Raw genomic sequence first — 13536 nt, 5'->3', positions numbered from 1 at the left:
CAGGAGCGCCCGGCCGGGCGCCCGTTCACCCCAGGTCGAAGACGTTGCGCAGCCCCCACCGGTGCCGGGTCTCGTCGTGCCTGCGCAGCGCCTCGAACTCCGGGGCCCGGTACGGCGGGGCGACCGTGCACCGCCCGGCGCTCGAACCGGCCGCGTCCAGCAGCGCGTTCACGGCCTGCCGGGCGGACGCGTTGGCCCCCTCCATCGTCGCCAGGTCGATGTCGACGGCCACGTAGTCACCGGCGAGGAAGAGGTTGGGGATCGCGGTGCGGGACCGCGGCCGGTCGAACCAGGTGCCGGTGGGGTGGATCAGCAGCTGCTCGTCGTTGGCGGGCTGCGGCGTGCCGAGCCCGGTCACGGCCGGGTCCAGGAACCAGGAGTGCAGCGTACGGTCCCGCAGCACGGCGGCGCCGGTGTCGTTGAGCCCGGCCTTCATCTGCGCCCACACCTCGCGCGCGACCTGCTCGCGGGTGCACTGCTTGGCCGTCTTCCCGTACAGGATGCCCGGCCGGTCCCATTCGGAGATGTCCACCGACAGGCAGTCGGCGACCGTCCCGTCCCCGTAGTCGGCGGGGAAGTCGCGGCCCTTCCAGTACTGCGCCTGGCCGACGGCGGTCAGCGACCACGGCGAGTCGATGTGGTTGACGTGCCCGTGCATGACGGGCGTGGGCTCGGTCAGATAGAACTGGATGCCGGTCATCCAGTCCGTCACCAGCCGGTCGCAGCGCGCCAGCTGGGGATCGGCGGCCCGTACCGCGGCGTTCCAGGTGGTACGGGCGTGCTCGACGGGCATGGCCTGGACGAAGTGGTCGGCGGCGACCGGCTGCCGGGCGCCGTCCGGGCCGGTGACGACCGCCTCGGCGATCCGGCCGCCCGCGAGCCGCAGGTCCCGTACGGTCCACCCGACCCTGAACCGCACGCCCAGCGACCGCAGGTGCGCCACCCACGGGTCGATCCACGCCTCGTTGGTGGGGAGGTTCAGCACCCGGTCGGGCTGGCCGTCGGCGCCGCGCCCCAGCAGGTTGAAGACGAACGCCTCGGCGCAGGTGGCGACGGTGCGGGTGGAGGCGATCTCGGCCTTGGTCGCCACGATGTTGCGGGTCAGGCCGATGGCCAGCAGGCGCTGGTAGTCGGCGGACATCGACGCGGCCCGCAGGTAGCGCCACCACGGCGTGTGCTCCCAGACGTCGAGGCGGCGGCGGTCGCAGCTGGTGAAGAAGACCAGCAGCCGGTTGGCGAAGTACGCGATCTCGTGGAGGGGGAGACGGGTGAAGGTCTCCAGCAGCCCGGTCAGCATGCGCAGGAACGCGTCGGGGGTCAGTACGGGCGGGGGAGTGCCGAGGGCGGAGAAGGGGATGCGGATGTCCTCCCGGCCGCCGGTGCGGGCCAGCATCACTTCGGTGGAGGCGACGAGGTTGTCGTGGCAGCCGTTGGCGTTGCCGGGGAACGGGATGCGGCGCAGGGTGTCGGGGAGGTTGTGGTAGATGCCGGGGATGAAGCGGAAGCCGTGCTCGCCGGGCAGCGGTCTGCGGCCGCCGCGCGCGCTGTCCGGCACGTCCATGCTGCGGGCCTTGCCGCCGAGCCCGCCGGGCTTGCGTTCGTAGACGGTGACGTGGAAGCCGCGTTCGGCCAGTTCGTGTGCGGCGGTCAGGCCGGCGACGCCGCCGCCCAGGACGGCCACGGTACGGACCGCGGCGCGGCGCCGCGCCACGGTGGGCGCGGGTGCCGCGGCGGCCGTACCGCCGCCCGCGCCCAGGGCGGCCGCCCCGCCCACCGCCGCCGCGTTGCCCAGGAACGCCCGCCGCGAGGTGCCGCCGCCGGGTCTGCGCGTGTGCTCCGTACGGTCGCCGGTGTCCACGATCGCCCCCTCATTACCCCAGGTAACGGTCAGCTCGTCAGGCGCAGGAGCTTAGGAGCGGCCCACGGCCCCCGGAAGGCCGCTGCGGGGCCGTTCGTACATTGGCGCGAAAGTGTCCTCGGCGTGCCAGGCTGGAACTGCTGCAATCTGGGTAGACGCGGACGGCCCGGTGGTACGGGCGGTGCGCGCGACGGCGCTGTGACGGAGAGGCAGAACGACATGGACGCATCGGTGGACCCGCTGACGGACAAGGAGATCGAGGACCGCCTCGCGGAGCTGCCCGGCTGGTCCGTGGCGGACGGCGCGCTGAACCGCACCTACACCTTCGACCGGCACCCGCAGGGTGCCGCGATGGTGGTGCACGTGGCCCAGATCCAGGAGGAACTGAACCACCACTCCGAACTGACCCTCGGCTACAACACCCTCACCGTCGCGGTGAACACCCACAGCGCGGGCAACGCGGTCACCGCGCTCGACTTCGCCCTGGCACACCGCGTCGAGGAGATCGCCACGGGACACGGAGCGAGCTGACGGGGCGGGGGCTCAGCTCTCCTTCTTCTCTCGCGGTTTCTTCTCCCGCGAGTCCTTCTTCTCCCGTGGGTCGTCGTCCGGGTTCTCCATACGGGCCAGCTCGGCGTTGAACTGGGCGCCGCTCAGCAGGGACAGGTGGGAGAACCACAGCCATATCAGGAACACGACGGGCCCGGCGAGCGATCCGTAGAGCCGGTTGAAGGTGCCCACGTACGAGGCGTAGAAGGTGAATCCCGCCGACGACACCAGCCACAGCAGCACCGCGACCACCCCGCCGGGCACCGCCCGCCGCCCGCGCGTACGGGACGGCCCCGTACGGAACAGCACCATCACCAGCACCACGGCCAGGAACAGCAACAGCGGCCACTGCAACAGGTTCCACAACTCCTCGCCCGCCTCGCCCAGCCCCAGGCGCCGCCCCGCCGCGCGCGCGATCGGACCGCTCACCAGCAGGGCGACCGCGCTGCTGATCAGCAGGGCCATCAGCAACAGGGCCGTCGCCAGGATGCGCGGCACCTTGCGCCACGGCGGCCGGTCGTCCTGGACGCGGTACATGGCGTGCAGGGCCCGCCGGAACACCGCCAGATAGCTGCACGAGGACCACAGGGCGCTGACCGAAGCGCCGCCCACGAGCAGCCACGCCGCGGTCCGCGAATGGGCCATGCCGACCAGCGCCCGGCGGACCGTCGCGCCCGACCCGGCCGGGGCGATCGCACTGAGGTGGTTGATCAGCTCCTCGGTGGCCGCGGGGTCCGCGATGCCGATGAGCGAGATGGTGACGATGAGCGAGGGCAGCAGGGCCAGCACCGAGTAGTACGTCAGGCTGGCGGCCCAGTCGGACACGTCGTCGTTCCAGACCGAGACCGGGGTCCGGCGGGCCGCGGTCCGCAGCCGGGGCCAGTCGGGCCGCGGCGCGCCCCGCGGTCTGCCGGTCCCGGCGGCGACCAGCGCCCGGTCCGTACCGCTCCCGCCCATGGTGTGTCCGTCCTCTCGTCGTCGCCCGGCGCGCCGGCGTGCACCGGCCCGTTGCGTCTGCCCGTTCGCGCAGCGTACAAGCGCGCCCGGGGTGACCGGTCCGGCGGTGTGCGCTGGTGCGCAGAGCGCCCGGAAATGCTAAGAAACAGGGACGGAAGGAGCCGTCGAGTGCCCGAACCCAGCGATGCCCTGCTGGCCGTGCGTGCCGGGGAGGGGGACGAGGGGGCTTTCGAGGTGCTCGTACGCCGCCACAGCGCTCAGCTCCTGCGCCTCGCGACCCGGCTGCTCGGCAGCCGCACCGACGCGGAGGACGCCGTACAGGACGCCTTCGTGAGCGCGTGGCGCAGAATTCCCGAGTTCCGCGGCGACGCCTCGTTCCCGACCTGGATGTACCGCATCGTCACCAACCGGTGCCTGAACCTGCTGCGGGCCCGCCGGCCGACCCAGGACCTCGGCTCGGTGCCCGAGCCGAGCGCGCCCGAGCACGCCTCGTCACCGGTGCGGGCGGCCGAGTCGACCGCCGCCGTCGAGGCGCTGACCCGGGCGATGGCCGGCCTCACCCCGGAGCAGCGCGCCTGCTGGGTCCTGCGCGAGCTGCACGCCCTGCCGTACGAGGGCATCGCCGAGGTGGTGGGCATCAGCCACCAGGCGGTACGTGGCAGGGTCTTCCGAGCACGCCGCTATCTGACGGAGGCGATGGGCGCATGGCGCTAGGCGAGCACGACGACCCGATCCTGCCCTGCGGCCGCGCGCTGTCGTCCGTGTGGGAGGAGAACGAGCCCGGCCGTACGGACGGGGGCGGGGAGGCCGCCGCGCACGCCGCGCAGTGCCCGTACTGCCGGGAGGCACTCGCCGGCCTCGGCGTGCTCGACACCTACGTACGCGAGGCCCGGCAGGCCGCCGTCGCGGCCGCACGCGACGAGGACGACCGCAGCGCCGAACGCTTCACGGCCCGGGTCATGGACCTGGTCAGAACGGAACTCCGCCCGGGGCGCACCCTGCCGCTGGGCGAGCCCGAGGACGACGCGTGGATCACCGAGGCGGCGGCCGCCAAGACCTTCCGCGCCGCCGCCGAGACCCTGCCGGGCGTCCAGGCGGGCAGCTGCCGGGTCACGCTGCTCGCGCCGCACGGCCCCGTGAAGGTGGCGCTGCAACTGGCCGCCGGGTACGAGTGGCCCCTGCACGCGCTGGCCGACCGGGTGCGCGAACGGGTCCGCGCGGCGGCGCGGGACCGCGTCGGCCTGCGCGTCGAGGAGATCGACGTCAGCGTCGTGGACCTCGTCGAGAGCGAGAGCGAGAGCGAGGACGGCGACGCGGGGCGCGGCGGCCGCGGCACGGACGCCGGGGAAGCGGGCACGGCATGAGGGGCGACGCGCAGCTGCACGCCGAGGTCCTGCGGGCCGCGGCCGGGGCGGCCAAGGACACCCCAGGGGTCGCCTTCCTCCGGTCGGGCCTGGGCGCACTGGTACGCGGCACGGTACGGCGCCCGGGCGGCCAGGTGGCCGGCGTACGGGCCGAGCGCGGGCCGGGCCCAGGCGACTGGCGGATCCGCGTCCACCTGGCGGTCCGGCGCGGCCACCGGGCACTGGACGTGACCCGCGAGGTCAGGACCCGGGTCGCGGCGGCGGTCGGGCAGGCGCTGCGGGAACCGGGCGGGGCCGCGCCGTCGGTCGCCGTGACGGTGACCGTCACGGACATCGCCTGACGCCGGCGGGCGTCCGGCGCCGTCAGGCGAACGGCAGGTTCGCCCAGGGCGAGGCGGGGTCCTGGGCGAGGACGCGGTGGATGTGCACGGCTTCCGCGTACGGCGGGCCGAACCAGCCGTTGTCGAAGGCCAGCAGCCGCCCGAGGGCGTAGCCGGCGGAGAACTCCTGCCACGAGCCGTACGCCGCCCGCGCCAGCTCCCCGGCGCGCAGCACCGCCTGCTCGGCCTGCGGCGGCGCGCAGAAACGGGCGCCCAGACCCCAGCGGACCAGGTTGACGGCGTGCGCGTAGTCCAGCGCGGCGAGCGACTTCACCTGCCCGCCGGCGGGCAGCAACCCGTCCGCGCGGAAGCGCTCCTCGTACTTCTCCACCAGCTCCGGCACCTCGCCCGAACCGGCCTTCGCGTCCGCCGCGCCCTCCCCGCTCCCGTCGCCCTTTCCGGCACGGGCGCGCAGCGCGGCCTCCGCGTCCGCCGGCACGAACTGCGCGTTCAGCAACTGGTCCAGCCGCTGCTGCCAGGAGGCCGGGTCCACGACCGACCACTGGTCGCGGAGCAGCTCGGCGTCGGTCGCGTAGTCGAGGAAGGCGGTGCCCAGTTCGTTCCACGGCACGCTGTGGTGCACGGCGATCGGCGCGCCGCAGGCGAGCCCCTGGGCGAGCGGGCCGTGCAGCGGCCCGCCGAGGTGGGTGGTGAGCATGCCGCCGGGCCGTACGCCGTACTGGGCCCGGATGCGCGCCCAGGCGCCGCGGTGCGCGGCGGTGGCGGGCAGGTACGCGGCACACGGCGTACCGGGGTTGACCGCCAGCATCCACTTGTCGTTCGGCCAGTCCTGCGCCAGTTCCTCGACCGAGACCCGGTCGAAGAGCTGCTGGGGGTGCCACGGCGGCAGCATGCCGCGGGTCGTCACGGGGATGCAGGTGCCGCCCACCGCGGGGTCGTCGTAGACCGGCAGCGGGTCCTGGCCCTGCTGGGGCACCAGCAGATACAGGTCCTCGCCGGCCACTGCCGCGATCTGGCCTTCCCAGTCGCCCCGCGCGCCGGCCTCACACAGTCGCCGTTCCGTCTCGGTCGGCGGCATCCATCCTGGAGTTCCCACGGTCCAGACCTTACGGCGGCCCGGCCGCCGGGCCGCACGCGGGGCCCTTTGCCGAACCGGCAACAAAGGTTGCCTTTCGGTCCGGTCTGCCGCACCCTCGGCCCATGACCGACCACACACACGGCACCGCCGCCCCGAAGCACGACCACCACCATCACCACGGCAGCACCGAGATGGACTGGGACGCCATGGCCACCCACCTGGAACGGGACGCCGAGATCTACACCCCGGTCCTCGAACAGGCCACGGCCTGGCTGCGCGACCTGCTGACGGAGTCCGCAGGCCCCGGCCCCGACGAGGTCCGCCGCGTACTCGACGTCGGCAGCGGCCCCGGCGTCACCAGCTGCCTGCTCGCCCACGCCTTCCCCAACGCCGAGATCGTCGCCGTCGACCCGACCGAGGCGCTGCTCGACCGCGCCAGGGACCGCGCCGCCCGGCTCGGCCTCGCCGACCGGTTCCGCACAGAGACCGCCGAGCTGCCCGACGGCATCGACGGCATCGGGGACGCCGACGTCATCTGGTCCAGCAAGGCCCTGCACCACGTGGGCGACCAGGCCGCGGCGGTGGACGCGCTGGCCCGCCTGCTGCGGCCGCGCGGGCTGCTCGTCGTGTCCGAGGGCGGCCTGCCCGCGCGCATGCTGCCCCGCGACTTCGGCATCGGCCGCCCCGGCTTCCTCAACCGTCTCGACGTGGTGCACGAGGACTGGTTCGTACGGATGCGGGCGGCGCTGCCCGGCGCCCGCGACCTCGTCGAGGACTGGCCCGCCGTCCTGACGGCCGCCGGCCTGCACTCCCCGCGCAGCCGCAGCTTCCTGCTCGACCGCCCCGCCCCGCTCGACCCCACCACCCGCGCGTACGCCGTCACCCAGTTCGAGCGCTACGCGGAGGTGTTCGGCGACGAACTGGACGCGGAGGACCGCGCCACCCTCGACCGCCTCCTCGACCCCGCCGACCCGGCCGGCCTCGCCCAGCGCGGCGACCTCTTCTGGCTCGCCGCCCAGTCCTTCCACACGGCCCGCGCCGCGTGACCCGGCCGCCGGCCGGCCGGGCAGCCGAGTGAGAACGATCACGAGACCTGGCGCCGCTCGTCGTGCAACCTTCCCGAGGGCAGGGCTGTCGATCTTGTGCGTGCTCCTCCGCACGTGACGACACCGCCCTACACGAAGAGAACATCATGATGTTTCGCCGCGCCCTGACGGCCGCCGCTGCCACCGCTGCTCTGGCCTCGACCGTACTGGTGGCCGCCCCTGGCGCCAGTGCCCAAGAGACCCGCCCCGCCTGGAAGCCCAGTGCGCTGGAAAACCCGCACGCCGGGTGCCGGTGGTCCCAGGAGGACTCCCGGATCACCACGGAACTCGAAGGGTTCCCGAACCGGTTCGTCGCCGGTGCGGACTGGGCGGAGTTCACCCTGCGGGCCACCAACACCTCGCAGCAGACGCTGAAGGAGGTCGGCGGCAAGCTGCACCCCAGCTTCTCCGACAGCGCGACGTTCCAGCCGGCGAACGAATTCGTCAAGGTGCAGCGGTTCGACCCGACGTCCGGGCAGTGGCGCACGCTCACCGAGCAGGAACTGCCCCTGGGCTTCAACTTCGCGCAGGACGTCGAGCCCGGTGCGCGGGCGGAAGTCGCCATGCGCATGAAGATCGACGCCGGGGCGCCGGCCGGCACCGGCTGGGCCTTCGACAGCGGTGACTGGACCGGACAGGACGGTGTCTGCGGCTTCTCCGCCCCTGTGATGACGGAGCACGATTTCACCGTGCTGCCTGCCGGCGGCGCGGCAGCCGGATAGGGACCGGGCGAACGAGGCGGCCGAGGGCGGCGGCACGGTGTCTGACGGACCCTCGCGGCAAGAAGACACCGGCTGCCGCTCCGGCCCCGCCGACGGCCGGTGAGTCGGGAATGCCCCCACCCGCCCCTTGGTTGGCGACGTAAGTCCCCGAGCGCACCCTGCCCGCTCGCCCTCCCGCCACCGAAGGGAACCGCATGACCAGCACCCCCGCACCGGACCCGCTCGCCCGACTCGCCGGCCGCACCGTGGTCGTCATCGGCGGCTCGGCCGGCATCGGCCTGGAAACGGCCCGCCGGTCCGTCGCCGCCGGCGCCTCCGTGATCCTCGGCGGCCGCGACGAACAGCGACTGGCCGCGGCCGCGAAGGAGTTGGGCGACGCGGCCCGCTGGCGCACCGTCGACAACACCGACAAGGACTCCATCGCCGCGTTCTTCCAAGGCGTCGACCGCGTCGACCACCTCTTCACCCCCGCCGCCTCCTACCGCACGGGCCCCATGCGGGAGTTGAGCGACGAGGACGCGGAGAGCCCCTTCGTCAGCAAGTTCTGGGGCCAGTACCACGCGGTCCGCCATGCGGCGCCCCTGCTGGCCGAGGACGGCTCCGTCGTCCTGATGTCCGGCGCCGCGAGCGTCCGCCCGGCGGGCGTGGCGCCCGCCTACGTCGCCTGCAACGCGGCGGTAGAAGGTCTGGGCCGCGGCCTGGCCGTGGAACTGGCCCCCGTACGCGTCAACGTCGTGTCCCCCGGCATGGTCGACGGCAACCTCTGGAGCCGGCGCCCCGCGTCCGTCCGCGAACCGGCGGCGGACGGCTACCGTGACGCCGCCCTCCTCGGCCGCCTGGGCACGGAAGGCGAAGTGGCCGACGCGGTGCTCTTCCTGTTCACCAACACGTACATGACGGGCTCCACGCTCTACCCCGACGGCGGGTACGCGCTGCGGTGACGACACCGCCTGTCCGCCCCCTGGCCGGCCGCCGTTGCCACGTTCGTGCCGCTCCGCGCCCCCGTTGGCGTTCGCGTGCGGAGTCCGTGGCAGGCGGCCGGCCGCCGCGGGCGGGGTGGCGGCCCTCCCGGGCCGGGAAACCCTCCACCACCCCGCCGTCCGGTCGGCGCGCCGGCGCGCCGGGTCAGCAGTCGAGGTAGGCGCGGTGGATCCACACCCCGGTGCGGCCGCCCCAGAGGTCACCCATGACCCAGGAGCCTTCGCTGCCCTTCGCGTTCATCTTCTGGCCCTTGTTCACCTGGCCCAGGACCGGGTAGTTGGTGCCCGGACCGCCGCGGTAGTTGACGCCGTTGTCGTTGACGGTGCAGACGACGTCCTGGAACGCGGCGGGGGCGGCCTGCTGCGCGGCGGCCGCGGAGCCGGGGCTGCTGCCGGCGGCAGCGGCGACCGTGCTGCCGGCGAGGGCGAGTACGGCCGCGCCGGCCGCGAGGGCGGTGGCACGCGGAATGCGGATCATCCGGATCTCCTCCGTTGGGTGGTGCTCGGTGCGCCGGGGCCGTCGGCTGCTCGGACCCGGCACCCATGACATTCGTCCTGTGCCGTACCGCGGGCCAAGGGGTTTCCCGTCCCCTGCGGACCGGGGGAAACCGGGAAACCGCGGGTGAGCTGGGGCGGAGGGGGAGAGACGCGACGACGCCGCCGCCCCGGGCGGGGCGGCGGCGTCGCGTGGAGGCGGTGCGCCGGACACGGTGGTCCGGCCGCGGTGACCTCAGCCGTTGAAGGCGTCCGGGTCCGGGCCCAGGCGGGTGCCCGAGTCGAGGGCCGCGATCGCCGCCATGTCGGCGTCGTCCAGCTCGAAGCCGAAGACGTCGATGTTCTCCTTGATCCGGGACGGGGTCACGGACTTCGGGATGACGACGTTGCCGAGCTGGAGGTGCCAGCGGAGGACGATCTGCGCGGGGGTGCGCTCGTACTTCCCGGCGAGCCCGGTGATCGTGGCGTCTTGCAGGAGGTCCTTGCCCTGGCCCAGCGGCGACCAGGCCTCGGTCGCGATGCGGTGCCGGGCGTGGAAGGCGCGGGCTTCGGACTGCTGGAGCTGCGGGTGCAGCTCGATCTGGTCGACCGCGGGCACGACCGAGGTCTCACCGAGCAGCCGCTCCAGGTGGGCGGGCTGGAAGTTGGAGACGCCGATGGCCTTGGCCCGGCCCTCCTCGTAGATCTTCTCGAACGCCCGGTACGTGTCCACGAACGTGTCCTTGGCGGGCATCGGCCAGTGGATCAGGTACAGATCCACGTACTCCAGGCCCAGCTTGTCCAGGGACTCGTCGAAGGCGCGCAGGGTGGAGTCGTAGCCCTGGGCGTCGTTCCACAGCTTCGTCGTCACGAAGAGCTCTTCACGAGCGATGCCGGAGGCGGCGAGCGCCTTCCCCGTGCCCTCCTCGTTGCCGTAGATCGCTGCGGTGTCGATGCTGCGGTACCCGGCTTCCAGGGCGGTACCGACGGCCGTGGCGGCCTCGTCGTCCGGCACCTGCCAGACGCCGTAGCCGAGCTGCGGCATGGCGACGCCGTTGTTGAGGGTGATGTGGGGGACCTTGCTCACGAGCGATTCGATCCTTAGGTCGACGTACATGTACTCCAACGTCAACGATCATCCGCTACGCGGCATTCCCGCGCACCCGGAACCGATTGTTCCGGAAGTTTCCTCGGCCAGGGCCAGAGCGCCCAGGCAGAGCACCACCAGTCCCGCGACCAGTTCCAGTGCGCCCATCAGGCCGGGCAGCCCGCGGGCCGGCGAGCTGCTGCCGCCGCCCAGTGCCTCGGTCACCGTCCACGAGAGCCACAGCGTGCCGCCCCAGGCGAACACCGAGGCGGACCCCAGCCAGGCCAGCGCGAGCGGCACCCGGGTGCGCAGCCGGCGGCCGGGACCCCGGTGGGGGAAGAGCAGAGCGGCCAGCCCCGCCGCGCCGGCCAGCGAGAGCAGGCCCTGCACCACCTCGGACGTGGCCGTGATGGTGCTCCGCGCGGGCAGGGCCGCCGCTCCGGCACCGGTCGGCACACCGAGGCCCCACAGCACGTCGACAACGCCGATCACCGCCATGAGCAGCGCCGCGGGCACACCGAGCAGCCGCCGCGCCGCGCGCACCGCCGGGGCGGGAGCCGGTACGGATCCCAGGAGCCGGCGCAGCAGCGTGCCCCACCGCCGGTGCGCGTACACCGTGAAGGCACCGAGCAGGGTGACGCCCTCGACGATGAACGCGCCGTAGACGACCACGAAGACCCAGGGCTGGAGGAACGCACCGGACGCCATCGGGTTCGCCGCGCCGGTCACGGCCGCGATGGCCGAACCCGCCGGCACGGCCAGCATCAGGGGGGTGAGCAGCCCGGACGCCATCCACAAGGGCAGCGCGAGCAGCCACGCCGGGGCCCGCGTCCCCGACGGGCGGGCGAGCGTGTACGCCACGGTGGCGGCGATGGCGTCCATGAGGAAGGTGATGACGTTGGCGGCGACCCAGGCGCCCCGGCCGGTGCCCTGGAGGTCCACCACGCCGATGTCCCAGCCCACTATCCACAGCAGCTTGAGCAGGAGGTAAGGGGCGCAGGCCGCGACGGCGGCCCGGCCGAGGAGGACCTGGCGGCCCGTGCGTTTGTCGGTGTTCACGAGGTACGAGCCTCCCGGCGGCCGCGGGGCGGCACGTCCGGCACGGGGATGAACCGCCTCCCCCGCGCGGGGGAGCGCCACGCCGAAGGGCGCGCCTGGTCACGACCGGTACAGCGCGTCCACCTCGGTCGCGTACGCCGCCTCGATGGCCTTGCGCTTGAGCTTGAGGGAGGGCGTCAGCAGGCCGTGCTCCTCGCTGAACTGGTGGGCCAGTATCCGGAACGTACGGATCGACTCGGCCTGCGAGACCAGCGTGTTGGCGGCGACGACGGCCCGCCGGATCTCGGTCTCCAGGTCCGGGTCGTGCACCAGGTCCGTCGGCGGCAGCTCCGGCTTGCCGCGCATGGCGAGCCAGTGCGTGACCGCCTCCGGGTCCAGCGTCACCAGGGCGGCGACGTACGGGCGGTCGTTGCCGACGACGATGCACTGGGCGACGAGGGGGTGCGCCCGTACCCGCTCCTCCAGGACGACGGGGGACAGGGTCTTGCCGCCGGAGGTGACCAGGATTTCCTTCTTCCGGCCGGTGATCGTCAGATAGCCGTCCTCGTCGAGCGCCCCGAGGTCGCCGGTGGCCAGCCAGCCGTCGCGCAGGACGGCGTCGGTCGCCTTGGCGTTGTTCAGGTAGCCCTGGAATATCTGGCCGCCGTGCAGCCAGATCTCGCCGTCCTCGGCGATGTGCACGGTGGTGCCGGGCACCGGGCAGCCGACCGTGCCGAAGCGGGTGCGCTCGGGCGGGTTGGCGGTGGCGGCGGCGGTGGACTCGGTCAGGCCGTACCCCTCGTAGATCGTCACGCCGGCGCCCGCGAAGAACAGCCCGAGCCGGCGCTCCATCGCGGAGCCGCCCGACATGGCGTGCCGCACCCGGCCGCCCATGGCCTCGCGCACCTTGCTGTAGACCAGCTTGTCGAAGAGCTGGTGCTGCATGCGCAGCGCGCCGCCGGGCCCCGACGCGGTGCCGAACGCCTTGTGCTCCAGCGCTTCCGCGTACCGGACCGCCACGTCGACGGCCTTCTCGAAGGGGCCGGACCTGCCCTCCGCCTCGGCCTTGCGCCGGGCCGCCGAGAAGACCTTCTCGAAGATGTACGGCACGGCGAGGATGAAGCTGGGCCGGAAGGACCGGAGGTCGGGCAGGAGGGCCGCGGCGCTCAGTTCGGGCTGGTGGCCCAGCTTGACCCGCCCGCGTACGGCCGCGACCTGCACCATCCGGCCGAAGACGTGGGCGAGCGGCAGGAACAGCAGGGTGGACGCCTCGTCGCCGGGCTTGGAGTGGAAGACCGTCTCGTACCGCTCGACGATGTTGTCGGCCTCCGCCATGAAGTTGGCATGGCTGATCACGCAGCCCTTGGGGCGGCCGGTGGTGCCGGAGGTGTAGATGACCGTGGCGGTGGCGTCCGGGGTGACGGCCATGCGGTGGCGGTGCACCACGTCGTCCTCCAGGTGCGCGCCCGCCGCGGTCAGCTCGGCCACCGGGTCGGCGTCCAGCTGCCACAGGCGGCGCAGCTGCGGCAGCCGGTCGACGACCGAACCGATGGTCATCGCGTGGTCCTCGTGCTCGACCATGCAGGCCGTCACGCCCGCGTCGTGCAGCATCCAGAAGACCTGCTCGGCGGACGAGGTCGGATACAGCGGTACGGGCTGGGCGCCCACGGACCACAGGGCGAAGTCGAACAGGGTCCACTCGTAGCGGGTACGGGACATGATCCCGACCCGGTCGCCGAAGCGGACGCCCTGCGCGAGCAGCCCCTTCGCCAAGGCCAGCACCTCGTCGCGGAACCGCGCCGAGCTCACGTCCCGCCAGTGGCCCGCGGCGTCCTTACGCGCCAGCGCGATACGCGCGGGATCCGCGTCGGCATGGTCGAACACGGCGTCCGCCAACCCGCCGACGCGGGGCGCCGTCGCCAAAGGTGGGACGGTGAACTCGCGCAATGGCCCAGCTCCTCGTGGTGCTCCTCACAGGGCCGAGACCGTACCCCAACGGGACG

14 protein-coding genes are annotated in these 13536 nt (G+C 73.4%); 7 read left to right on the top strand and 7 right to left on the bottom strand.

The genetic code is table 11. The features are described from left to right. Nucleotides 1-25: 25 nt before the first annotated feature. Nucleotides 26-1858 (bottom strand): FAD-dependent oxidoreductase, encoded by a 1833-nt coding sequence (locus ACH4OW_RS09725; protein ID WP_398026369.1) that lies wholly within the window; start codon nucleotides 1856-1858, stop codon nucleotides 26-28. A gap of 219 nt (nucleotides 1859-2077) precedes the next feature. Here ACH4OW_RS09725 and ACH4OW_RS09720 point away from each other — a divergent pair, with 219 nt between their 5' ends. Beyond that, nucleotides 2078-2389, top strand: a complete 312-nt coding sequence (locus ACH4OW_RS09720; protein ID WP_360123788.1) for a 4a-hydroxytetrahydrobiopterin dehydratase — start codon at nucleotides 2078-2080, stop codon at nucleotides 2387-2389. Between the two features lie 12 nt (nucleotides 2390-2401). On the opposite strand, the gene ACH4OW_RS09715 is transcribed toward ACH4OW_RS09720, so the two are convergent. After that, entirely contained in the window at nucleotides 2402-3364 is a 963-nt protein-coding gene (locus tag ACH4OW_RS09715) for a YihY/virulence factor BrkB family protein (RefSeq protein WP_360123785.1), read from the bottom strand. A 135-nt stretch (nucleotides 3365-3499) separates the two neighbouring features. Between ACH4OW_RS09715 and ACH4OW_RS09710 the strand changes: the two genes are divergently transcribed. The 3 genes from ACH4OW_RS09710 to ACH4OW_RS09700 are packed head-to-tail and all read left to right on the top strand — an operon-like array spanning nucleotide 3500 to nucleotide 5069. Then, nucleotides 3500-4078, top strand: coding sequence for an RNA polymerase sigma factor (locus ACH4OW_RS09710; protein WP_398026366.1), 579 nt, complete (start codon nucleotides 3500-3502; stop codon nucleotides 4076-4078). Further along, nucleotides 4069-4728 (top strand): Asp23/Gls24 family envelope stress response protein, encoded by a 660-nt coding sequence (locus tag ACH4OW_RS09705; RefSeq protein WP_398026364.1) that lies wholly within the window; start codon nucleotides 4069-4071, stop codon nucleotides 4726-4728. Before ACH4OW_RS09710 ends, ACH4OW_RS09705 begins: the two co-directional genes overlap by 10 nt. Continuing rightward, nucleotides 4725-5069 (top strand): hypothetical protein, encoded by a 345-nt coding sequence (locus ACH4OW_RS09700; protein ID WP_360123777.1) that lies wholly within the window; start codon nucleotides 4725-4727, stop codon nucleotides 5067-5069. Before ACH4OW_RS09705 ends, ACH4OW_RS09700 begins: the two co-directional genes overlap by 4 nt. A 22-nt stretch (nucleotides 5070-5091) precedes the next feature. Here ACH4OW_RS09700 and ACH4OW_RS09695 read toward each other — a convergent pair whose 3' ends face one another. After that, nucleotides 5092-6165 carry a DUF1266 domain-containing protein gene (locus ACH4OW_RS09695; protein WP_398026362.1) on the bottom strand — a complete coding sequence of 358 codons (1074 nt, stop codon included), beginning with the start codon at nucleotides 6163-6165 and terminating at the stop codon, nucleotides 5092-5094. A gap of 104 nt (nucleotides 6166-6269) precedes the next feature. Here ACH4OW_RS09695 and ACH4OW_RS09690 point away from each other — a divergent pair, with 104 nt between their 5' ends. The 3 genes from ACH4OW_RS09690 to ACH4OW_RS09680 all read left to right on the top strand — a co-directional run bounded on the left by ACH4OW_RS09690 (nucleotide 6270) and on the right by ACH4OW_RS09680 (nucleotide 8895). Then, nucleotides 6270-7193: a class I SAM-dependent methyltransferase gene (locus tag ACH4OW_RS09690; protein WP_398026360.1), complete on the top strand. Its 924-nt coding sequence runs from the start codon at nucleotides 6270-6272 to the stop codon at nucleotides 7191-7193. 146 nt (nucleotides 7194-7339) lie between these two features. After that, nucleotides 7340-7954 (top strand): hypothetical protein, encoded by a 615-nt coding sequence (locus tag ACH4OW_RS09685; RefSeq protein ID WP_360123768.1) that lies wholly within the window; start codon nucleotides 7340-7342, stop codon nucleotides 7952-7954. A gap of 194 nt (nucleotides 7955-8148) precedes the next feature. Then, the gene (locus tag ACH4OW_RS09680) at nucleotides 8149-8895 is read left to right on the top strand and encodes an SDR family oxidoreductase (protein ID WP_398026358.1); all 747 of its coding nucleotides are present in this window, start codon (nucleotides 8149-8151) and stop codon (nucleotides 8893-8895) included. A gap of 184 nt (nucleotides 8896-9079) precedes the next feature. On the opposite strand, the gene ACH4OW_RS09675 is transcribed toward ACH4OW_RS09680, so the two are convergent. The 4 genes from ACH4OW_RS09675 to ACH4OW_RS09660 form a co-directional block, all read right to left on the bottom strand. Next, nucleotides 9080-9412 carry an SH3 domain-containing protein gene (locus ACH4OW_RS09675; RefSeq protein WP_360123762.1) on the bottom strand — a complete coding sequence of 111 codons (333 nt, stop codon included), beginning with the start codon at nucleotides 9410-9412 and terminating at the stop codon, nucleotides 9080-9082. Between the two features lie 252 nt (nucleotides 9413-9664). After that, nucleotides 9665-10495, bottom strand: a complete 831-nt coding sequence (locus tag ACH4OW_RS09670; RefSeq protein ID WP_398026356.1) for an aldo/keto reductase — start codon at nucleotides 10493-10495, stop codon at nucleotides 9665-9667. Nucleotides 10496-10543: 48 nt separating this feature from the next. Then, the gene (locus ACH4OW_RS09665) at nucleotides 10544-11554 is read right to left on the bottom strand and encodes a hypothetical protein (protein ID WP_398026354.1); all 1011 of its coding nucleotides are present in this window, start codon (nucleotides 11552-11554) and stop codon (nucleotides 10544-10546) included. Nucleotides 11555-11653: 99 nt separating this feature from the next. After that, entirely contained in the window at nucleotides 11654-13480 is a 1827-nt protein-coding gene (locus ACH4OW_RS09660; protein WP_398026352.1) for an AMP-dependent synthetase/ligase, read from the bottom strand. Between the last annotated feature and the right edge of the window lie 56 nt (nucleotides 13481-13536).

It is taken from the genome of Streptomyces sp. NPDC017056 (assembly GCF_044332485.1).
GTDB lineage: Bacteria > Actinomycetota > Actinomycetes > Streptomycetales > Streptomycetaceae > Streptomyces.
This window is presented reverse-complemented; position numbering and strand designations above follow the sequence as displayed.